Source organism: Armatimonadota bacterium, from assembly GCA_018268395.1.
In the GTDB taxonomy this organism is placed as follows: domain Bacteria; phylum Armatimonadota; class Fimbriimonadia; order Fimbriimonadales; family Fimbriimonadaceae; genus JAEURO01.
The window spans coordinates 21,045-41,166 of the sequence record JAFDWQ010000009.1 but is presented as its reverse complement, the minus strand read 5'-3'; the positions used below and the strand labels follow the sequence as shown (position 1 = coordinate 41,166).

At 63.0% G+C, this 20,122-nt stretch carries 20 protein-coding genes; 12 read left to right on the top strand and 8 right to left on the bottom strand.

Going from position 1 to position 20,122, the window contains the following annotated elements:
• Positions 1 to 86: 86 nt before the first annotated feature.
• Positions 87 to 656, bottom strand: a complete 570-nt coding sequence (locus JST30_13765) for a hypothetical protein (protein ID MBS1715392.1) — start codon at positions 654 to 656, stop codon at positions 87 to 89.
• Between the two features lie 74 nt (positions 657 to 730).
• Between JST30_13765 and JST30_13760 the strand changes: the two genes are divergently transcribed.
• A complete protein-coding gene (locus JST30_13760) occupies positions 731 to 1,201 on the top strand; it encodes a VOC family protein (GenBank protein MBS1715391.1) in 471 nt (156 codons plus the stop codon).
• On the opposite strand, the gene JST30_13755 is transcribed toward JST30_13760, so the two are convergent.
• Both JST30_13755 and JST30_13750 read right to left on the bottom strand, forming a co-directional pair.
• Positions 1,198 to 2,379, bottom strand: coding sequence for a linear amide C-N hydrolase (locus JST30_13755; protein ID MBS1715390.1), 1,182 nt, complete (start codon positions 2,377 to 2,379; stop codon positions 1,198 to 1,200). The two genes, JST30_13760 and JST30_13755, sit on opposite strands and share 4 nt — an antisense overlap.
• 112 nt (positions 2,380 to 2,491) lie before the next feature.
• On the bottom strand, positions 2,492 to 2,791 hold the full coding sequence (locus JST30_13750; protein ID MBS1715389.1) for a plasmid stabilization protein: 300 nt from the start codon (positions 2,789 to 2,791) through the stop codon (positions 2,492 to 2,494).
• 122 nt (positions 2,792 to 2,913) lie between these two features.
• Here JST30_13750 and JST30_13745 point away from each other — a divergent pair, with 122 nt between their 5' ends.
• A complete protein-coding gene (locus tag JST30_13745) occupies positions 2,914 to 3,276 on the top strand; it encodes a hypothetical protein (protein MBS1715388.1) in 363 nt (120 codons plus the stop codon).
• A 3-nt stretch (positions 3,277 to 3,279) separates the two neighbouring features.
• Here JST30_13745 and JST30_13740 read toward each other — a convergent pair whose 3' ends face one another.
• Positions 3,280 to 4,824, bottom strand: a complete 1,545-nt coding sequence (locus tag JST30_13740) for a hypothetical protein (protein ID MBS1715387.1) — start codon at positions 4,822 to 4,824, stop codon at positions 3,280 to 3,282.
• 62 nt (positions 4,825 to 4,886) lie between these two features.
• A complete protein-coding gene (gene atpC / locus JST30_13735) occupies positions 4,887 to 5,294 on the bottom strand; it encodes an ATP synthase F1 subunit epsilon (protein ID MBS1715386.1) in 408 nt (135 codons plus the stop codon).
• A gap of 101 nt (positions 5,295 to 5,395) precedes the next feature.
• On the opposite strand from atpC, the gene JST30_13730 reads away from it, so the two are divergent.
• From JST30_13730 to JST30_13715, 4 genes are all read left to right on the top strand, one after another.
• Complete coding sequence (locus tag JST30_13730) at positions 5,396 to 8,581, top strand: DUF1553 domain-containing protein (protein ID MBS1715385.1); 3,186 nt, start codon at positions 5,396 to 5,398, stop codon at positions 8,579 to 8,581.
• A 29-nt stretch (positions 8,582 to 8,610) separates the two neighbouring features.
• On the top strand, positions 8,611 to 8,943 hold the full coding sequence (locus JST30_13725) for a histidine triad nucleotide-binding protein (GenBank protein MBS1715384.1): 333 nt from the start codon (positions 8,611 to 8,613) through the stop codon (positions 8,941 to 8,943).
• Between the two features lie 291 nt (positions 8,944 to 9,234).
• On the top strand, positions 9,235 to 10,176 hold the full coding sequence (locus JST30_13720; protein ID MBS1715383.1) for a prepilin-type N-terminal cleavage/methylation domain-containing protein: 942 nt from the start codon (positions 9,235 to 9,237) through the stop codon (positions 10,174 to 10,176).
• Positions 10,176 to 10,358, top strand: a complete 183-nt coding sequence (locus JST30_13715) for a hypothetical protein (GenBank protein ID MBS1715382.1) — start codon at positions 10,176 to 10,178, stop codon at positions 10,356 to 10,358. Before JST30_13720 ends, JST30_13715 begins: the two co-directional genes overlap by 1 nt.
• A 74-nt stretch (positions 10,359 to 10,432) precedes the next feature.
• Here the strand turns inward: JST30_13715 and JST30_13710 are convergent, their stop codons facing one another.
• A complete protein-coding gene (locus JST30_13710) occupies positions 10,433 to 11,188 on the bottom strand; it encodes a hypothetical protein (protein ID MBS1715381.1) in 756 nt (251 codons plus the stop codon).
• A gap of 86 nt (positions 11,189 to 11,274) precedes the next feature.
• Here JST30_13710 and JST30_13705 point away from each other — a divergent pair, with 86 nt between their 5' ends.
• Genes JST30_13705 through JST30_13690 form a run of 4 tightly spaced genes read left to right on the top strand, consistent with a single transcriptional unit; the run spans position 11,275 to position 15,758 of the window.
• Entirely contained in the window at positions 11,275 to 12,918 is a 1,644-nt protein-coding gene (locus JST30_13705; GenBank protein MBS1715380.1) for a glycosyltransferase family 39 protein, read from the top strand.
• A 3-nt stretch (positions 12,919 to 12,921) separates the two neighbouring features.
• The gene (locus JST30_13700; GenBank protein MBS1715379.1) at positions 12,922 to 13,851 is read left to right on the top strand and encodes a proline racemase family protein; all 930 of its coding nucleotides are present in this window, start codon (positions 12,922 to 12,924) and stop codon (positions 13,849 to 13,851) included.
• Positions 13,848 to 14,846, top strand: coding sequence for an FAD-binding oxidoreductase (locus JST30_13695; GenBank protein ID MBS1715378.1), 999 nt, complete (start codon positions 13,848 to 13,850; stop codon positions 14,844 to 14,846). The genes JST30_13700 and JST30_13695 overlap by 4 nt, the downstream gene beginning before the upstream one ends.
• An 18-nt stretch (positions 14,847 to 14,864) precedes the next feature.
• On the top strand, positions 14,865 to 15,758 hold the full coding sequence (locus JST30_13690; GenBank protein ID MBS1715377.1) for a dihydrodipicolinate synthase family protein: 894 nt from the start codon (positions 14,865 to 14,867) through the stop codon (positions 15,756 to 15,758).
• A gap of 4 nt (positions 15,759 to 15,762) precedes the next feature.
• On the opposite strand, the gene JST30_13685 is transcribed toward JST30_13690, so the two are convergent.
• Positions 15,763 to 17,178 carry an aldehyde dehydrogenase family protein gene (locus tag JST30_13685; GenBank protein MBS1715376.1) on the bottom strand — a complete coding sequence of 472 codons (1,416 nt, stop codon included), beginning with the start codon at positions 17,176 to 17,178 and terminating at the stop codon, positions 15,763 to 15,765.
• Between the two features lie 93 nt (positions 17,179 to 17,271).
• Between JST30_13685 and JST30_13680 the strand changes: the two genes are divergently transcribed.
• Positions 17,272 to 17,859, top strand: coding sequence for a hypothetical protein (locus JST30_13680; protein MBS1715375.1), 588 nt, complete (start codon positions 17,272 to 17,274; stop codon positions 17,857 to 17,859).
• A 4-nt stretch (positions 17,860 to 17,863) separates the two neighbouring features.
• Positions 17,864 to 18,619, top strand: coding sequence for a MinD/ParA family protein (locus JST30_13675; protein MBS1715374.1), 756 nt, complete (start codon positions 17,864 to 17,866; stop codon positions 18,617 to 18,619).
• A 2-nt stretch (positions 18,620 to 18,621) separates the two neighbouring features.
• On the opposite strand, the gene JST30_13670 is transcribed toward JST30_13675, so the two are convergent.
• Entirely contained in the window at positions 18,622 to 20,118 is a 1,497-nt protein-coding gene (locus tag JST30_13670; GenBank protein MBS1715373.1) for a hypothetical protein, read from the bottom strand.
• Between the last annotated feature and the right edge of the window lie 4 nt (positions 20,119 to 20,122).

Below are 20,122 nucleotides of genomic sequence, written 5' to 3'. Positions count from 1 at the left end.
ATCTTGACTTCCAGAATCGGTAGACGACGAGCGCATTGCGGGCCGTCTCGAGCACTCTGTGGATCGAGTCGGTGGGCACCGTAGCCTTACCGGGTTACGAAGAGGACGGTGTCGCGTGTCAAAGAAGCGAGATCTTCGCGACCGAGCGACCTTGATCGGACCCGCCGGTCGGGTTCGGGTGGCGGTTCCTTAGGGGAGGCGCCGCCCTCAAAATGCAACGACAACCCGATCCAGTCCGTCGCTCCGGAATCGACGGCGCCCTTGAGGACGCCGACCCACTGATCAAGCTCTGCGCCGTCTCTCGCCGACTTCGCGCGACCGACTTCATTCAGATGGGCCGTCTTTTCGTCAAGCCATCGTTGGATCCGGGAATCGCTCCAACCCTTCCTTTTCAGCTTGAGGACCTCTTTGTCGTCTGGCGCGCGAAGGTGGACAGGCTGATCGTAATAGCCGCCGATCGCCGTCCCGCAACTGCAATGACCTGGCGTCGCCAGAATCTGGACCGTGCCGTCCGGAAGTTTCGCGGCGGGTGAGGGGCCGTCAACGGTTTTGAACCCCAGACCCTCTGATTCCAGTAGGTCCTGAATCACGGACAATCCGGACGAGTCGGGAACGAACACGTAGAGGAAGTCGCACACGGGCTGATCGGCCCTCATCCTACCGCCCGGTCCCGTCCGATGGGCCGCAGAGAAAGGTCACAAAGTGATCCGGCGTCCGAGAACACAGAGCGATGCAAAAGATCATCCCGATGCTTTGGTTCGACGGAACGGCGCAAGAAGCCGCCGACTTCTATGTCTCCGTGTTCAAGGACTCGAAGATGAAGCCGGCTTCACGCTACGACAAGGCGTCCGCCGAGGTCGCCGGCAGGAACGCCGGTGAGGTCATGCTTGTGCCGTTTGAACTGGAAGGCCAGGAGTTCTTGGCCCTGAACGGTGGGCCGATGTTCCCGTTCACCGAAGCGGTGTCGTTCGTGATCTACGTCGACGACCAGGAAGAGCTTGACACCTTCTGGAACGCCCTGACCGCCGACGGAGGAGAAGAAAGCATGTGCGGATGGCTGAAAGACAAGTTCGGCGTCTCGTGGCAAGTCACGCCGAGGAACATCGGCGATCTGCTTTCCGATCCGGAACGCGGTGAGAGGGCGACGGCCGCACTCCTTCAGATGCGAAGGATCGACATCGACAAACTGAAGAACGCCTAACGTCCGAGCTTGAATTCAAGATACGGAGTCCGGCGCTCCTTCCCATCCTCGTGACCCAGGAAGAAGCTGACTTTGAGGGTCAGGTCGTCGAGATCATAGACGGAATGCCACAGGGTCGCCGCACCTTGCGCGGACGGGGGGACGGCGACACAAAGGTTCGTCGAGCGCACGGCGTCCGGCGACAGCTTGCCGCCTTGCCTTTGGATTTCGGATTCGAGCTTCCTGTAGCGGTCGAACGAGTTGCCTTGGGGCAAACCCGATGTCCCGAATTTCGATAACCGGTGGTTCGTCACGATCTGGGGCAAGCCCTTGCCGTCGACCACCGTACGTTCTTTGAGGTCGGGCGTCAACTCCCACACGAAGGAGTCTCCGGACTTGTCTCCGACGATGTAGTGACAGGGCGTGAAGGAGTAACGGAACTCGACGTCCTGAAGCATCGCCCTGGCCTCCTTCGCCGAGGCACAGCGATCGAGCAAGAAGCGGGTCAACGTGATCTCGTTCAGGCCGGGCCCCGAAGACGGATGCCGGCTTTCCGCGTTGTCGTCCGCCAGGAGCGCGACGGCCAACCCCTTCTCGTTGATCCCGTCGATGCAACCCCCCAGGAGGTCGTACGACGCGACGTACAGCGACCGATAGCCCTTGTCCGGCACGACTTCGAGCACAAAGGGATCGGCCGTCATCGCCCTCGCGCCAGGCGACGCCGTCCGTCCCGTCAGCTGGGCGTACGTCGCCGTCGGGAAGTCATAGTTCCGGCTCATCATGCTGTGGCCGTTCGAGACCGAGGCGCCTGGGTAGAAGACGGTCGAACAGCCCGGGGCAACGTCCATGTCGTAGGCGAGCACTGTCGGATCCGCGCCCGACTGCTTGAAGACCGACGCCACTCCCTTGACCCTGGCGGCCTGCTCGGGCCAATGGGCGGCGAACCAGGCGGTGTCCCTGTCGATGTCCGGCTGCTTGCGGGTCGCAGGTTGGAACTTAAGGTGCGCGACGGCGGTTTCGGCCAGCCTTCGTCCGATCTGCTCGTTCGTGCCCGAGACCTTCAGATATCGCACCGTCATAAAGTCCGACTTTGAACCTGCGACGATGCGTGGGCCTTCGCAGACGGTGCTTCCAGCCGTCGGGCTGCATCCCGTGAGGCCGAGGACCACGGCCGAAGCACCCAAGAGCGCGGCGTGCATATCCGTCTTACGATGCACAAGGCCCCGATCGTTTCCAATGGCTCAGAAAAAGAAGCGGCCGCCCGAAGGCGGCCTAGAGCAGGAGAGAGACTCGTTTCCGTCCGTTAGGCGGTCATCCGCCTTGGCGCTTGCGACGTGTGGCCCAACCCTTGCGGGCGGCCGCACTTCTGGTTTCAAAACTTTGACTTTGGGCAGCTTTCCGTCCACCCTTCCTCGCCGGTGACGGATCGGTCGCTTTGCCACGCCCGGATCCTCCCGGTTTTTTGCCGCCTCCCGTCATCTTGTTGACGGTCGCCCATGCGCGCCGTTCCGATTCCTCCTTCGAGACGCCGTGGTCTTCATAGCCCTCTTCGATGTGTTCGGCCTGGCGTTTCTGTTTGTCCGTGTACTTGGACTTGTCTCCTTGCGGCATTTCAACGACCTCTGACTAGAGAGGCGGACGCCTGCATCAGAACCGAGAAAGGCGAAGGGTGTTTGCCGTAAGAATCGAATCAGGCCCGGTCCGTTTCAGTCCTTCCAAGGACAAAATGGTCGGTGAGCCACATCAAGACGATTTGGCGGCCCGTAGGACGATCGGAGTTCGATCTGATCGCCGAGTCGGGTTTCAGGCGGTTTCCGCCACGGCTCCCGGAGCAGCCCATTTTCTATCCTGTGCTCGAAAGGGAATATTCGGTCCAGATCGCAAGGGACTGGAACACGCGTGACGCCCGCGGTGGACACGTCGGTTACGTTCTCGAGTTCGATGTCGACGCGACCTACGTGTCCCGTTTTCCGGTGCAGACCGTGGGGGGAAGCATGCACCGAGAACTTTGGATCCCCGCAGAAGAACTCGAGGAGTTCAATGCCAACATCGTTGGGGCGATCCGGGTCGTGGACCGGTTCGAAGCCTTGCCGTGACGGTCAGCGGCCTGCGCCTTTGCCTTTTCCGCCCTTCCGATCGAACCGGGTCCCTCTTCTGGAAAGCTCGATCGTGTTGTCCCTCGGGCGAGTGAGGCTCGAACGGCTCAAATAGTCCTCTCTGTACGTCATCGCCTTGATCGCGAGGTACTCAAGGTCGCGCAATTCGCCTGGAGCGGTGATTCCGTACTGTGTGGCCAGCTTCTCGATCGACTCCTTCAGCCCGGCCAACTTGCCCGTGTTCGTCTTTCGGTCCATCAAGGTCGCAAGACCGGCCTCCGTCCTGAAGACGTCGCCGAGCCGGACGGTGTAGTCGGAACCGCCGAGGCGGACTTGGACGGTCGTGTCCGCAGGATAGAACTGGGCTTTCGCCGACCGGATTTGAGCGACGCGGAACGGCTCGCTCTGAAGTCCGGCGCGCTGGAAGACCGAGACCAGTCGCGGGTCCTTGATGATCTGCCGGGCCGCTTCAGGGCCGGTCCTTTCCTCGCCTGTCTCCAGATCGAGGGCGACGAGGAAGCCGTCGTCGTCGACGTCGATGCCGAACCGCCGGAAGTCGTTGTCGAAGTTCTTCCGGTCCGTTCCCTTGTAGAGGCGCATCATCGAACCGAGCGATCCCGAACCGTCGGCCAGCGTCGCGAACTGGATGAATCCGACGCTGACATAGCCCGTGTCGTACGTGTTGACCGAGTCGAATCCGCCTTCAAGGAGCGAAACGGCCTTCATCACGTTTCTTTCGGTCGGGCCGAAACCAGCCAGCCGGAAGAGTCGGTCAAGGGTTCCCGACGGAAGGGTCTTGACCGATACTCCTTCACTGTTGACCCCTTCTGCGAACCTGTAATAGGCGTATTTCGGTCGGACCTTGACGTGGTCGGTGTAGTTCAGGGCCAGACCGGCCGGATACGTGACCGTGTGCTTCATCGGTCGGACAGGTTCTGAGAACCGAGGCGCCGTCCCTACGGCGGCGACCATGTCCGTGGGGCACGGATCGTCCCCCGGCACCGGTATTGGCGAAGGAAACGTGCCGCCCGTCTTATCGGTTCCGGTCTTCCGGGTGAAACCGCCTGCCGAAGCGGGATCGGACTTCGACTGGGGCGACGTCGGTTTCGGCTTCTCGGGCATCGCCCGGCCGTCCCACGTCTCCGCCCTTTCCTGGTTCAACCGGGCCACGTCCGACTCGGACTGGGCCCAATCCCGGGCGACCTGTCGGTCGATCCAGCCGATCCAGACCCTCTGGCGGGCGTCGGAGCCCTGGGGGTCGAACGTCGGGTTCACCTTCGAAGCCGTGAACCTCCGATAGACCTCCCGGATCCAGGTCGAGCCTTCGGGCGTCGTCCGGACGCACCATTCCGCCCCCGGTTCCCCTGCAGGTCGCGCGGAATATTGCGCTTTGTCCGACCAGAACGACAGCACCGAACGGACTTCGTCCTGAGAAAACGCCGTCGAGGGTCGCAACCGAGCAGGGGTCGCGCCGATCATGGCCGAGGCGACCACGAAAAGTGCTGTCCGTTCCTTCCAGCCCAACGTCCGCATGATATCCGGAATCATCGGTCGCATGTTCCCGGAACTTCAGGTTTTCACGTCGAAAAGCTGAAGTCGTCCGTCAAGTCTTAGCCCGCCTTGACGGCCTTCAGACGGGCCATGGCGCGGTCGAGCTCGTGCTGGGCCTGCTCCTGGAGGACTTCGCTCGGTTCACCGCGCAACGCCTTGCGCGCCTCTTCGAGGTTCTTCTGCTCTTCGGCCAGGTCGATGTCCTTGGCCAGTCTGGCGTCGTCGGCGAGGACGATGGCATGGTTGGCGCTGACTTCCAGGAAGCCGCCCGTGATGGCCACGTGCTCGCGCTGATCGTCCTTGTCGACGAACTCGACGACCCCGCTGCGCAGGGCGATGATCGCAGGCTCGTGCTCGGCCCAGACTCCAAGGTAACCGCTGATGCCGGGAACGATCATCGAGCTCACGTCGTCTTCGAAGACCGTCCGGTCCGGCGCGACGACGCTCAACTTGAACAACTTGGCCATCGGAAGGCGGATTCTACCCGCCGGACCCCGTTCTGCCGGTTCCTTCGAACCTGGGTCTCCGGTAGACGCCGGAGCCAAGATCGAAGGATACTAGGAGAACGATGCCGCACTTCCCGCGCCTGTCGGTCTTCGTCGTCGCCGTCGCCTGCCTTGGTGCCGGCGTCTTGGCGGGCGTTCCGGGCAAGACCACGGTCCAGGCCAAGAAGACGATCGATTTCAACCGCGACGTCAGGCCGATCCTAGCGGACAAGTGCTTCAAGTGCCACGGTAGCGACAAGAACGCCGTTATGGCGGGACTGGCCCTGAACGACCCGAAATCGGCCACGTCGGTCCTGGAGGACGGGAAGCGGGCCATCGTTCCCGGGAAGCCTGACGAGAGCGAACTCGTCAAACGGATCTTGTCGACGGACGAAGCGCTCCACATGCCGCCTGCGTTTTCGAACAAGACACTTGGAGAGGCCGACCGCCAGGTCTTGATCCAATGGATCAAAGAGGGAGCGGAATATAAAGAACACTGGGCGTTCGTCAAGCCTGTGAGGCCCGTGATGCCGCCTGTCAAAGACGAAGCGTGGCCGAGAAACCCGGTCGACCGCTTTATCCTGGCCAAGTTGGAGGAAAAGGGGCTCCGTCCGTCCGTCGAAGCCGACCGGACCACACTGATCCGTCGGGCGACCTTGGACATTACGGGCCTGCCGCCGACCCCGGCCGAAGTCGACGCCTTCTTGAACGACACCTCACCGGACGCCTACGAGCGTCTGGTCGACCGGTTGCTGGCCTCGCCCAGGTACGGAGAGAGGATGGCGATGGACTGGATGGATGCCGCCCGTTATGCCGACAGCAACGGGTACCAGGCCGACTACGAGCGGTTCCAGTGGCGATGGCGCGACTGGGTGATCGACGCTTACAACAAGAACCTGCCTTACGACGAGTTTATCGTCGATCAGTTAGCCGGCGACCTCTTGCCGGATGCGACGCTCGACCAAAAGATCGCGACCGCGTTCAACCGGAACCACCGGATCAACACGGAGGGCGGCGTCATCGCCGAAGAATGGCGGGTCGAGACGGTCATCGACCGGGTCGAAACGACGTCTCAGGCCTTTCTGGCCCTGACGAGCGGGTGCGCCCGCTGCCACGACCACAAGTACGACCCGATCACGCAGAAGGACTTCTATCGGCTCTACGCCTACTTCAACAACGTTCCCGAAAGCGGGACGGGCGAGGAGCGCCCCATCAGCCATCCGCCCACGATCAAGGCGCCGACCCACGAACAAGCGGCCCGGACGGCAGAGATCGGCAGGCGGATCCAAGCCCTCGATGCCGACATCGCAGCCCGGCTCGACGCCAACGTCGCCGCCGCCCAGGACGCAGTGCTGACGGAGAAGGTCCGCCCGGGAAGTTTGGAGTCGGCCTTGCACGCCCGGTACGAACTGAACGGGCGCACTAAGGTCTTCAGCCATACGCCGGACCAGGACCACGCCCTGACCGTCAATGCGCCCAAGCCTGTCGGGAAGCCGACGTACGGCCCGGGCCGGTCGACCGGTGCCGTCCGAACCGGGAAGGACGACTACTTGGACTGCGGCCCAGTCGGCGACTTCGACAGTTCGGACGCCTTTTCATACGGCTGCTGGGCGTACAGCGACGACGGGCGAGGGGCGCCGTTCGCCAAGATGGACACGGCCAACGCCTACCGCGGTTGGGACGCGATGCTCATCAACGGCGTCGTGCTCGTCCACTTGATCAATAAGTTCCCGGACAACACCCTCAAGGCTGTTACGAAAACACCGTTCCCGAACAAAAAGTGGACCCATTTGATGGTCACATACGACGGCACGATGAAGCCGGAAGGGCTCAAGGTCTATATCGACGGTAAGCCGTCCGAACTGACCTTCGAGCTGAACAGCCTGTCCGCGACCATCAAGACCGAGGTCCCGATGACGATCGGCCGCAGGACCGGATCGGAAATCTTCAACGGCGAGGTCGACGACGTCCAGTTGTACGACCGGGCCCTGACGGCCGAAGAGGTCGCGTTCATCGCCGACGTCGATCCGGCCAAACCGTTGCTGGCTGTTCCGGCCTCAAAGAGGACCCCCGGGCAGAAGCGCGACCTCGCCCACTACGTCCTCCTCAAGCGCGACAAGGAGTATGCCGCCCTCGTGAGGCGCCGCGAGTCCGACGTCCGCGAGCGCGACGGGCTTGCCGCCCAGGTGCCCGACCTCATGGTCATGCAAGACATGGCCAAGCCGCGCGACGCCTTCGTCCTGTTGCGGGGGCAATACGACAAACCGGGCGAGAAGGTCGAAGCTGGGGTCCTCACCGGGCTGGCCCCGATGCCGAAGTCGGCCCCGGCGAACCGTCTCGGATTGGCCCGTTGGATCGCCTCTGCCGAGAACCCTTTGACGGCTCGGGTCGCCGTGAACCGCCTTTGGGAGCGGTTGTTCGGAGCGGGGATCGTCGTGACGTCCGAAGACTTCGGTACGAGGGCCGAGTTCCCGACCCACCCCGAACTCTTGGACTGGCTTGCGACGGAATTCGTCCGTGTCGGATGGGACACGAAGGCGATGATGAAGCTGCTCGTGACGTCCGCGACGTACCGCCAGTCGTCGGTGGTGACGAAGGAGTCGCTCGAAGCGGACCCGTTGAACCGATGGCTCGGCCGAGGGCCCCGTTTCCGGATGACGGCCGAGATGATCCGAGACCAGGCGCTCGCGGCTTCTGGCCTGCTCTTCAACAAGGTCGGGGGCCGCTCGGTCCGGCCCTACCAGCCGGACGGGATCTGGGACGAGACCAGCTTCTACGGCAACCTGCACAACTATCGACCGGACATCGGCCCGAACCGGTACCGCCGGTCTCTCTACACGATTTGGAAGCGGACGGCGGCCCCGCCGGACATGACGGTGTTCGACGCACCGTCCCGCGAAACCTGCCGCGTGCGCCGGGCACGGACGAACACGCCGCTCCAGGCGCTCACGTTGCTGAACGACGAAACCTACCTGGTCGCGTCGCTCGCCCTCGCCGGGAAGTCCCTGACGACCGACCCGCGCGATCCGATCGGACGCGCGTTCCGCCTGGTCCTCGGCCGCAAGGCGACCGCGAAGGAGCGGGCCATCTTGGTCCAGGGCTATGAGCGGCGGCTCGCCAAATTCCGGAGCGAGCCGAAGGCCGTCGACGCCCTGTTGGAACAAGGGGACGTCGTCGTGCCGGCCAAGCTCGACCGGGTGCAAGTCGCGGCCATGATGCTGACGTGCAGCGCGATCCTGAACCTGGACGAAGCGGTGACCAAGGAATAGGCCGGCATAATAGCGCGGAGAGGACGACATTGCCCACCCTGTTCACGCGGATCATCAACGGCGAGATTCCGGCCGAGTTCGTCTATCAGGACGAACACGTCGTAGCGTTCAAGGACATCTCCCCGAAGGCGCCCGTCCACGTCTTGATCGTGACTCGCGAGGAGATCCCCGGCCTCGCCGGCTTGCCCGATGATGGCTCGCACACCCGGATCTTGAACGCGGCCAAGTCGATCGCCGCGCAACTCGGACTGACCGGCGGATACCGGCTCGTCATCAACCAAGGAGAGGACGCCGGGCAGACCGTCCCCCATCTCCATGCCCACCTCTTAGGTGGAACCGCCTTGACGAGCGAATTCGCTTAAGCGACGACCGGATTTCAAAAGTATCGGTCATGTTTTTGCATGACGTACACGAATTTGTTCGTCGGCCGCAGGTTCGAAAACCGGGTTTTCCACAGTTCCTCAGCACGGAGTGGCGAAAGCAAGGCCTTTCCCTGTAGAAAGGTCCTAGAAACCTAGGGAATACTCTAGGCCTCTCGGTCTGGGCAATAACGGTGACTTAACCCTCGTTTTGCCAGACTAGGAGTGACCTGGACGCGCAGAGGACACCCGATTAAGGGCGCGTCGAGGACATGTCTCGAGGAGCCATCCTACATGCGACGAGCCTTTACCCTCATCGAACTCCTGGTCGTCATCGCGATCATCGCGATCCTGGCCGCCATTTTGTTCCCGGTCTTCGCGCAAGCCAAATCGGCGGCCAAGAAGACGGCCCTTCTGTCGAACACGAAGCAGATCGGAACGGCCATGTCGATCTACATGACCGACTCTGACGACGTCTATCCCCGGAACGACGACTGTTACGACAAGTCGGCGCTCAACCCGGCCCTCAACACCAAGCCGTTCAACCCGAACGGCGTCGGATGCACCAGTTCACCGTTCTACTACCGCATGAACCACTACTCTTGGCAGAAGTGGGTGATGCCGTACGCGAAGAACCTGGACATCTTCAAGCACACGGGCCGTGAACTGTACGACGGGGCGAGCACGAGCTGCACCAACGTCTGGTCGGGATGCGGGCAGATGGCCGGGACCATGGCCCTCAACCTCGCTCTGACGGGCGCCTTGAACTCCTACGGTCGGAGCGAGACGCAGAACGGCTATTGGCGCAACAGCTTCCTGGGCGGCACCCAAGGCGCCATCCCGGACGTCGCCCAAGCCGCGCTCCTCATCGAGCTTTACAACCCGAACGTGACGTTCGCACCCGTCTTCGTGACGCCCAACGCTCCGACTCAGACCGCGTATCCCGTCGCGATCCGAGAGCTTTGGATCCCGAACTTCATGCAGGGTAACAGTTCGAACTGCACGTACTCGAGCGAGATCGACAAGTCGAAGTACCCGTTCAGCGACACGATCATCATCGGTCGCGCCGACGGTAGCGCGAAGTCGATGGCGATCAAGCAGTTCTTGGCCAACACACCGCCCGCGTCCGAGTACGCGGTCAGCTCCAAATGGTCGTGCACGTTCGACGGCGGAGCCTGGACGATCACGGCGAAACCGACCTGGTCCAAGTCTTGGCCGATGTGGGCCCTTCAGTAATGAGGAAGCTCGTCTTGGCCCTGGCCGTCGGCGTCGCGACCCTTTCCTTGGCCGGTTGCGGCAAGGACAACATGGGTCAATCGGACACCGACATCGCCAAGCAGACCGAGAACTGGAAGAACTACAACGAACAGAAGGCCAAAGAAACGCCTTTACCGCCCGGAGACGGTCCGAGCAACTGACTCGTGGAGCGGGGCGGCGCCAATACGGCGCCGCCCCGCTTTCGTTTTAAGGGTCAGTCGCCGTTTCCCGAGGGTCAGTGGACGTGGTTCGCCGCGATCCGGTGCGACTCCTTCTCGAACAGGTCGCCCATCAGCCGGATGAGAGACGTATGCACGAAGACCAGCTCCAGGGCCGGGGTCAACACGCCGATCGGGACGGCCTTTGCGACCGAAGGCAAAAAGCGGTCGACCAAGGACAGCGCCAGTGCACTGAGCGGCATCAGGATGACGTTGGCCCCTAGCCACCGCTGTAACCCCGTCCACTGCAACGGCAGAATGTCCTTCCAGAAGAGGATCCAGTTGTAAAACGCCGGCGGTCTCATCCGGTACAGCGTCGCCGAGGAGAAAGCCCAGATCACCTGGAAACCGATGATGCTGAAAATGTTCCCGATGATGATCGTGATGAAGAACGAACACAGCGAGACGAAGTGCGACAAGAACGGCACGTTCTGAGCGATCCAGTACTGGAAGTACGTCCCGCTCAAGGGCCCGAGGATGCCGAACGGGCCGACGAGGAAATAGGTGGCGAGAAGGCGGCCCCGAAGGGCGCGGGCCAAGCTGTCCTTATCGGACTTTAAGACCTCGAGGTCGCGGTTCCTGAGGGCGTGCACGGACGCCTTGAAGTCCTCCTGGATCTTGTGCAGGTGGTACCGCGGCCGACAGAATTCCCGAAGATAACCGCGCAGCGTGTGACCTTCTGGGGTACGGACCTGCCGTTCAGGCGTCTCAGAGCCCTGGACCCCGCCTTCCGGTCGAAGGTGAGAGGAAAGGGTGTCGTCGGGCGGTTTCATGTCGAAACGTGGGGCCTCGAACGGGCAGAAGTCAAGGATACTACGCCCGCCAAGGCCGAATCGCTTCACGTGCGGCCAAACGGCCCTTGTCCCGCACCCTGACATGGGCCAACATCGTTCATTCGGTCATGGAGGAGAAGGGTTTGATGACCCGGGCAGAGAAGCTCGCGTTCCTTGTCCTGCCGGGATTGGCGCTACTGGCCCATCTCCTCTGTATTCAGAACTACGGATATTTCCGCGACGAACTCTACTATCTGGCCTGTGCGAAACGGCTCGACTGGGGTTACGTCGACCACCCTCCACTCAGCGTCTTCCTGCTGAAGGCAACGGTCTCCCTTCTGGGTGACAGCCTCGCCGCCATCCGTCTGCCCGTCGCGCTGGCCTCTGGAGCCACGGTCGCACTCGTCATGGAGTCGGCCCGGCGTCTCGGTGCTCAAGGTTGGGGAATCTGGCTCGCCGGGGTCTGCCCGTTACTGTCGGGCATGTACCTGGTGATCTTCTCCATGTACACGATGAACGCCTTCGACATCATGATCTGGGCGGGGATCGTCGTGATCGTCATCGGGATCTGCCAGGAAGCGTCGACCCTTGACGGCCGTGGCGTCCCGCACCTGACGCGCTGGATCGCCCTGGGCGCGATGATGGGCGTCGGGTTCCTGAACAAGGCGAGCATCCTCTGGCTCTTCGCCGGCCTCGGCGTGGCCCTTCTCGTCACCCCGTACCGCCGACTTCTCGCAAGGCCGGGGCCGTGGGTGGCCGTCGCCGTCCTGCTCCTCTTGGCTGCGCCGCACCTGGCCTGGCAAGCCCAGCACGGTTGGCCGACCCTGGAATTCGTCCGTAACGCACAGGAACACAAGTTGGTGCCGATCCCGATCTGGGCGTTCTTCGCGCAGCAGGCCGTCGTCATGAACGTCCTGGCCTTGCCTGTCATCGTCCTTGGAGTCGCGTTCGGGTTCAAAGACAGGAGATGGGCGCCATTGTCCCTCTGTTTCCTGACGGTCCTTGTGATCCTTCTCGTCAACGGAAAGTCCCGGGTCAATTATCTGGCACCGGCCTATCCCTTCGTCCTGGCACCTGGAGCGGTCGCTTTTCAGCGCTGGATCGAAAAGCTCCAGAGGGACCGGTCGTCGTTAAAGCGCCCCGCGAAGGGCCGACTGTCGAGCCTATGGACGACGATGGAGGCCCGCTATGGCGGGGTTCCAGGGCTCGTCTTCGGAGCCTATGCCATGACGACCGCGTTCTATGTGCCGCTCGGCTTGCCCTGGCTCCCGCCTCCCGCGATGGTGTCGCTGATCGAGTCGATGCCCGTCCAGCCTCCGGTCGAAGAAAAGGGTCCTAAGAGCCCGATGCAGGGCTGGGCGGACATGTTCGGTTGGCAGGAGCTCGCGGACACGGTGAAAGCCGTCCAGTCGCATTTGCCGCCGGGCACCCCAGCGGTCGCTTACAACTATGGCGAAGCGGCGGCGCTGGAACACTACGGGGTCGGGCCCGTCATGTGCGGCCACAACGCCTACTGGATGTGGGGGCACGGGAGTTGGGACGGGAAGACGGCCGTGTTCGTCAACCGATGGCCGGAAGACGTCAAACAGATGTTCGAGGTCTTTGAACCGGTCGCCAAAGTCCACGCTCCTTATGCGGTGCCGGAACAGAACGAATCGCCCGTCTGGGTCGCGCGCGGGCTCAAGGTGCCCGTCAGCGTGTTCTGGCAACGGATCAGGAAGTACCTTTAAGCGATGTCCTTGCGAGTCATCGACTCCCACACCGGAGGCGAACCGACCCGCCTCGTCGTCAGCGGCCTTCCTGAAATCTCAGGTTCCGTGCACGACAGGTTGGCGGGACTGAGGGAGTCGTACGATTGGATCCGGACGTCGGTTTGCCTCGAACCGCGGGGCTCGGAAGTGGCGGTCGGTGCCGCCTTGTTCCCGCCGAGTTCCGAGGGTTGCTTGGCCGACGTCGTGTTTTTCAACAATACGTCCTATCTGGGGATGTGCGGCCACGGGACGATCGGCGTGTTGGTGTCGCTCGTGTACGCGGGTCGGATCGGACCGGGCCGGTATTCCTTGAACACCGTCGCTGGACCCGTCACTGCCGAGGTCAAAGACGCGTCGACGGTCGCCTTCCGGAACGTTCCTGCCTACCGCATGACCAAAGGCGCCACCGTGGTCGTCGGAGGCCGGACTTACACGGGTGACGTCGCTTACGGCGGCAACTGGTTCTTCCTGTGTGACGATCACGGCCTCGAGATTACGGTCGCACGGATACCGGAGGCGACCGCACTGACCTCGGCCCTGATGTCCGAGTTGGCCAGACAGGGCGTGACGGGACGAGACGGTGCGAAGATCGACCATATCGAGCTCTTCGGGCCACCGACACCAGGACGGGCCGATTCAAAGAGCTTTGTCCTATGCCCCGGCGGGCAGTTCGACCGGTCGCCGTGCGGGACCGGTACGAGCGCCAAACTGGCTTGCCTTTTCGAGGACGGCAAATTGGCCGAGTCCCAAGTTTGGCGGCAAGAGAGCGTGATTGGCAGCGTTTTTGCAGGCTGGGTCGACGTGGTCGAAGGCCGGATCGTCCCGTCGATCGAGGGACAGGCTTTCGTCATGGCGGAAACGACGGTCGTCGAGTGTCCCGACGACCCCTACCGCCACGGAATCGTTCCATGACCTTCACCCCCGACGTCCTCGTCCTCGGATCCGGCCTTACGGCCGTGGTCTGCGCGTTCGAGTTCGCACGTCGGGGACACAGCGTCGAGCTGTACGGCGAGGACCTGTTCGGACCTGGGCCGCTCTTGCGTTGGGCTACGGTCACGGATCGGAACGAGGACTTGCTCGCACTATCCGGCTTTGGCTTGGCCGGGCTCCACGATGTGCGGAAGTCGGTCGGTTCTCGGTTCCTATGGGCGACAGGGGCCCTGTGGGTCGCCGTGGACTCGTTGGAGTGGGCAAAGCTCCAGTTACGCGCCGAGAGGCTCCGGGACGCGGGAACGGCGTGTGAAGTCGTGGGAGGAGGCGTCCTTCCTGCGATCGAGCCGTCCCTTTCAAACTCCCTGCCGGGCGGGCTCTACCTTCCTGACGGCCTCACTTTCGAACCGTCCGCACTTGCGGCACGGCTCTTGGGCGAGGTCGAAAAGGCGACGTTCGGCCCTCGGCACAAAGTCAAGGGTATCGACGGGACAAGGGTGACGTTCGTGTCCGGCGAAACGGTCGAAGGCGGCGTGGTGGTCTGCGCTGGTCGTCAGAGTCAGGGATGCGGGACCATGCGGGAGGTTACAGGGACGGTGTTCGAAGGGACCGACAAGTTGTTCCTACCCGTTTCGACGGGTTCATCGACGTTCGGGCCGACAGCTTCGGGATGGGAAGGGGTTTCCGAAAGGCCCGTTCAGGCGTACCAAGAGATCCGGAGGGCGTTTCCGGCGTTCGAGCGGGACGATACGGCCCAAGTGCGGTGGTGCACCTCGTCGGACGGGGCCCCGATGATCGGCCGGCTCGGGGAGAGCGACTCCACGTTGATCGCCGCAGGACTGGAGGGAGCCGACCTTTCGATCGTGATGGGTGCGGCCATGGCCTTGTCGGCGATGGTCGAGTCACGGACGGTTCCGTTCTCGATGGACGCGTTCAGTCCCGCAAGGCCGACGCAGCCGCACGGTGCCGCCGGGTAGAACACGCGCCGGATGGACATGGTTTGGAAGGGCGTGATGCCCGCGGTCACGACGCCGTTCGACGACGGCCTGCAGGTCGACCACGCGTTCTTGGCCCGGCACGTCTCGTGGCTCGCCGATCACGGCTGTAAAGGCATCGTCGCCTTGGGCTCGCTCGGCGAGGCGGCCACGCTCGCCGACGATGAGAAAAGGGCCGTTTTGAAGACCTGCATCGAGGCCGTAGGAGGCAGGATTCCGGTCGTTGCCGGCGTCTCCTCGCTCAGTACGTCGGAAGCGGTGGCCCTGGCGCAAGACGCCGAGTCCCTCGGTTGTTCCGGGCTCATGGTGCTCCCGCCGTACGTCTACCGGGGTACTTGGGACGAAACCCGACACCACTTCTCTTCGGTCATCGCGGCGACGTCCTTGTCCTGCATGCTGTACAACAACCCGGTCGCCTACGGGACGGACGTGACCGCAGTTCAGACCAAGGAGCTTGCCGACCGGCACGTCAACCTTCACGCCGTCAAGGAGTCCAGTACGGACGTCCGCCGGATCACCGGGCTCCGCGAAGTCCTCGGGGACAAGTTGGCGTTGTTCGTCGGCGTAGACGATGCGATCGTCGAAGGCATGGCCGTCGGGGCCGTCGGATGGATCGCGGGCTTGGTCAACGCGATGCCACGGGAATCCGTCGAGTTGTTCGAACTGTGCCGGCGAAAGGAGCACGGCCTCGCGTTCGACCTCTACAAGTGGTTCTTGCCCCTGCTCCGACTCGACACCGTGCCGAAGTTCGTGCAGCTCATCAAGCTCGTCCAGCAAGAGGTCGGAATGGGCTCTGAGCGGGTGCGACCGCCACGGTTGCCTCTGAGCGGCACCGAACGGGACGAAGCCCTGGCGGTCATCCACGCTTCGCTGAAAGTTCGTCCAGGGACGTAAGCGGTCACGGATTGATCTGAACGGTCTTCCACTCGGTGTAGAAGTCCTTCGCGACCGTTCCCTGCTCGCGCGTCCCCGTGCTGGACGCTTTCGTCCCGCCGAAAGGCGCGTGCGGATCGACCCCTGTCGTATCCCCGTTGACCCTGACGAGACCCGCTTCGACCTTGTCGATATAGGCCACCGCACCCGCAACACTGTCCGTGTAGACGGCGGTCGATAGCCCGAACCGGGTCGCGTTCGCGATCTCGACGGCGTGGTCCGCGTCGCGGGCCGACAAGAGTGTCAATACGGGCCCGAAGAGTTCGTCCTGCGCCAGGGACGAACCGCTCTCGACCGGTCCGATAATGGTGGGAGGGACGTAGAAGCCGTCCCCAGACTGCTTCGACCGGTAGACGACGTCGCCCTGAGGATCGCGAAGGACGGCGGCCAATCGGTCGCGGGCCGCCTCATCGATCACCGGGCCTAGAGCAGTGGTGGCTTCGGAGACAGGGCCGACCTGAAGGGCATCGACCTGTTGGACGAGCTTCTCGAGGAACGCGCTGAACACCTGCTCGACCACGATGACGCGGCTCGTCGCCGTACACTTTTGTCCGGCGTACCGCATCGCGCCGGCAGCCACGAGGCCCGCGGCGCGGTCGAGGTCGGCGTCGGCGAGGACCACGGCCGCGTTCTTCCCGCCCATCTCCGCTTGACACTTCGCGTTCCTGACCGCACACGCGGTCTGGACGGCCATGCCCGTGGCGACCGAACCCGTGAAGCTGACGGCCCGGACGTCCGCGTGCCCGACGAGGGCTTTTCCCGCAGCGGCCCCCGTTCCATGGACGACGTTGAAGACCCCGGCCAGGAGGCCCGCCGACGTCTCTGCCAATAGGGACGCACAGAATCCCGACATTTCGGACGGCTTGAGGACGACCGTGTTCCCCATGGACAACGCCGGTGCGGCTTTCCAGAGCGGGATCGCCAAGGGAAAGTTCCACGGAGTGATCAACCCGACGACTCCCATGGGGATCCTGAGCGAGTACTGCAGGGGTCCGGCCGTTTGCGCAGGGACGACTTCGCCCATCGGTCGGACGGCTTCACCAGCGTAGTACCGCAGGATCGCGACACACCTGCCGACTTCGCCTCGAGCCTCGCCGATCGGCTTTCCGACTTCTCGGGCGATGGCCAGCGCCAGTTCGTCCTGCCGAGCTTTGATCCGGTCGGCCCAAGCGAAGAGCGCTTCGGACCGGGCCGGGCCCGACAGACCCTTCCAGGACGAAAAGGCATCGGACGCGGCGGCGACGGCCCGGTCGACATCGGCGGGGCCGCCGACCGGGACTTCGGCGACGGTCGTTTCCGGATGTGACGGGTCGATCGAGGGGATCCAGGCGTCGTCGGCCGACCTCACTTGCTCCGAACCGATCCAAGCTGCCAGTCTCATGGCGGCGAGGCTACTCAAGGGCCCGAACCGGTCTGCAGGAGGTCCCGGCTCCAGCCGATAACAACAGCAGGGCTCCGGGGCCCGAGGATTCGCATGGTCCAGTACAAGCGCATCGGCGAGATGCTCCTCGACGCGGGACTGATCACTCCAGATCAGCTCGACGTCGCCATGAAGACGAAAATGGGGTCGACATTGAGGTTCGGAGAGATCCTCACGGCCCTTGGGTTCGTTTCTGAAGAACAGGTCACGCAATGCCTGGCCGACCAATACGGCTACCGTTTGGCCGACCTTACGCACGCTGAACCCGAGAAGGAAGCCTTGGAGCTCGTGCCGAGCATCACCGCCTTGTCCGGGCTGGTCCTGCCCATGAAGGTGACCGACGACCGCTTTTACTGCATCATCGCCGACCCCCTCGACATCCCCATGACCGACTCGCTGTTCCGGATGGCGGGCCGCCCTGTCGAATTCGCCCTTGCTCCGCCGAGCCCGCTGTTCGACGCGATCTCGAACGCTTACGGGCTCAATCCGGCCAAAAGGCGCAAGAGCCTTGCTCCCGATCAGAAACCACGACCGATCGAGAACAAGCGCGTGGGTGTCAAAAGGAAGATGAAGATCGACAAGCAGGAGGACACCTTCGCGCTCCTCGCCGCGCTGGGTTCGATGCAAGGAGCCGGAGCTTAAATCCATGAAGACCATTGCTGTGACCAGTGGAAAGGGCGGCGTGGGCAAGTCCAGCCTCTCTGCCAACGTCGGGGTCGCCCTTGCGAAAATGGGCTACCGCCCTGTCATTTTTGACGCCGACCTTGCGCTGGCGAACCTGGAGGTCGTCCTCGGGACGCGAGCCGAATTCTCGCTCCAGCACGTCGTCGCTGAAGAGAAAGGGTTAAAGGACGTCGTCGCGACGGGCCCAGGCGGCGTCGGATTCGTCGCCGGGGGGTCCGGCGTCCCGACTTTGATGCGGTCCGGCCCAAAGCGGCTGGCGATGTTCTTCGAGCAGGTGGCCGGTCTTTCAGAGGCCCATGACGTCGTCCTCTACGATACGGCGGCGGGTCTGGAAAACCGGGTGCTGGCGTTTCTGAAAGCCGCAGACGAAGTCCTCCTCGTCGTCACTCCCGAACCCACGAGCGTTACGGACGCTTACGCGACGGTCAAGACCTTGTTCCGGCACAAGCCGGACGCTGTCGTGAGGGTCGTCGTCAACATGGCCGCCGATGCCGCTGAAGCGAAGCAGGTCTACGACATCCTGAGTCAGATCACGACGGACTTTTTGAAGAAACCGTTGGCGTTCGCCGGATTCGTCCGAAGGGACGCCGCCGTCTCGGACGCGGCACGTCAGCGACGACCCTACGTGGTTGGAGCACCAAAGTCGGACGCGGCGAAAGACACGGTCAAACTAGCCGCGAGCCTGGTCGAGTCTCTAGAACTGGCCCTGGCTTCCTAAGTTCAACGGTCCGGGAACAATCCGAACTGGATCAGGCCCCGGTGCTTGAAGCTCGTCTGCGGGTCTTGATCCTGATACTCGAGGCTGCCCCATCGTCCGTACTTCGAGTTCGGCGCACAGTCGGTGAAGTGCATGAAGAGCGACCCCCCGGACTTGCGCCATCGCTTAAGGGCCTGCAGGTACGTGGCCTCCATTTTGGGACTCCTGTTGGCGTCGTCGAACAGGGTGTTCAAAGCGGCGTCGTCTTGCGCGGGGCCGAGCCCGGCCAAGTGTTGCCCCCCTTCGTAGGCGAGCAAACGGATCCGGAAGTTCAGCGCCAACTTGGCATATTCGTCGGCGTTGGACGTGTACGGCCCCTCGATTTCAGCCGTCAACCTTTGGAAGAGGCCGTCGAGCCCTTTGGACTTGACGTCGTCCGAGCGTGCCGGGTCGCCCTCCCCGTAACCGAAGTACGCGCCGACGGCGATCGCATCCGCTTTCCGACCCGCATCCTTCCAAGACAGCACTTCGCGTCCTGTCGATGGGACGGCGAACTGGGCGCTCAGGACACGGACGAGCCGTTGCCGCCCGCCGAAGACTTTTTCGAACGCCGCGAAGACCTCGCAACTACGCTGTGAGTAGTAGCGGAGCCCGGCCGTCCGGTCGTCATCGGCCAAAGACGCCTTCTTTCCCTGCTCGACACACCAAAGAGCTTGAGGGAAGATCCCGTTCCAACACTCGTTCGAGTACTCGACGATGATCTTGAGGTCGGGGCGGAGCCTGTCTTTGATCAGCGTCGCCATGCCCTCGACATAGGGGTCGTCGGCTTCGTGCGGCACGCAGAACCACGGGATCGCGGCTTTGGCGTTGGCAAGGTCGATCATCGTCTCGAGCGGGACGCCGCCAGGGCCTGTATAGGTTGCAAGCGACGTTTTCGCGCGGTCGCTCCACGACGTCCTGCCTTTGGCGTCGTTCGTCGCTTGCCAGTCCATGAAACGGAGCGACCGGTAAGGGGACATCCGCTGAAGGAACACGGGGTGGAAGGGAGACTCTTCGATCCAGTCTTCGTACCCCGGCATCATCAGGCGCACGTTGCGCGGCGGGTCGTCCTCGTCGACCTTCTTCAGCATGAGGAACAACGCTTTGTCGCCGGGGTTTTCGATCGTCGCCCGGCCCGCTGAATCAAGCTTGTACGTGCTTCCGAGGTGGGTGTCGAACTCGCCCTTTCCGTCCCAAAGGAGCGTGTACGTCCCTTTCGGGTTCTTACCGTTCGAGAACAGGACCGTTTCGGCGAACTGACCCGGAGCGAGCCGCTTGACGTTGCCGTCCGGCCCGACTTCGAGAGGGCCGCCCTTCCCCCACTCCGCCCCGTCTTTCTGCGAGATCCAAGCCCTGGCCGTCTTGAAAGCGTCCAGGAACGGCCATTGGGTCGACCAGTCTTGGACCCCGGCGAGGTTCGTCCCCAGCATCGGGAGATCCTCTTGGTTCTGAACGGTCGACAGAAGCAGTGCGGCGAGCATGGGA

Coding starts and splice junctions, on each gene's coding strand:
- JST30_13765 (MBS1715392.1), bottom strand. CDS start 656: ATGAGGGCCGATCAGCCCGTGTGCGACTTCCTCTACGTGTTCGTTCCC.
- JST30_13760 (MBS1715391.1), top strand. CDS start 731: ATGCAAAAGATCATCCCGATGCTTTGGTTCGACGGAACGGCGCAAGAA.
- JST30_13755 (MBS1715390.1), bottom strand. CDS start 2,379: ATGCACGCCGCGCTCTTGGGTGCTTCGGCCGTGGTCCTCGGCCTCACG.
- JST30_13750 (MBS1715389.1), bottom strand. CDS start 2,791: ATGCCGCAAGGAGACAAGTCCAAGTACACGGACAAACAGAAACGCCAG.
- JST30_13740 (MBS1715387.1), bottom strand. CDS start 4,824: ATGATTCCGGATATCATGCGGACGTTGGGCTGGAAGGAACGGACAGCA.
- atpC (MBS1715386.1), bottom strand. CDS start 5,294: ATGGCCAAGTTGTTCAAGTTGAGCGTCGTCGCGCCGGACCGGACGGTC.
- JST30_13730 (MBS1715385.1), top strand. CDS start 5,396: ATGCCGCACTTCCCGCGCCTGTCGGTCTTCGTCGTCGCCGTCGCCTGC.
- JST30_13720 (MBS1715383.1), top strand. CDS start 9,235: ATGCGACGAGCCTTTACCCTCATCGAACTCCTGGTCGTCATCGCGATC.
- JST30_13715 (MBS1715382.1), top strand. CDS start 10,176: ATGAGGAAGCTCGTCTTGGCCCTGGCCGTCGGCGTCGCGACCCTTTCC.
- JST30_13710 (MBS1715381.1), bottom strand. CDS start 11,188: ATGAAACCGCCCGACGACACCCTTTCCTCTCACCTTCGACCGGAAGGC.
- JST30_13700 (MBS1715379.1), top strand. CDS start 12,922: ATGTCCTTGCGAGTCATCGACTCCCACACCGGAGGCGAACCGACCCGC.
- JST30_13695 (MBS1715378.1), top strand. CDS start 13,848: ATGACCTTCACCCCCGACGTCCTCGTCCTCGGATCCGGCCTTACGGCC.
- JST30_13690 (MBS1715377.1), top strand. CDS start 14,865: ATGGTTTGGAAGGGCGTGATGCCCGCGGTCACGACGCCGTTCGACGAC.
- JST30_13685 (MBS1715376.1), bottom strand. CDS start 17,178: ATGAGACTGGCAGCTTGGATCGGTTCGGAGCAAGTGAGGTCGGCCGAC.
- JST30_13680 (MBS1715375.1), top strand. CDS start 17,272: ATGGTCCAGTACAAGCGCATCGGCGAGATGCTCCTCGACGCGGGACTG.
- JST30_13675 (MBS1715374.1), top strand. CDS start 17,864: ATGAAGACCATTGCTGTGACCAGTGGAAAGGGCGGCGTGGGCAAGTCC.
- JST30_13670 (MBS1715373.1), bottom strand. CDS start 20,118: ATGCTCGCCGCACTGCTTCTGTCGACCGTTCAGAACCAAGAGGATCTC.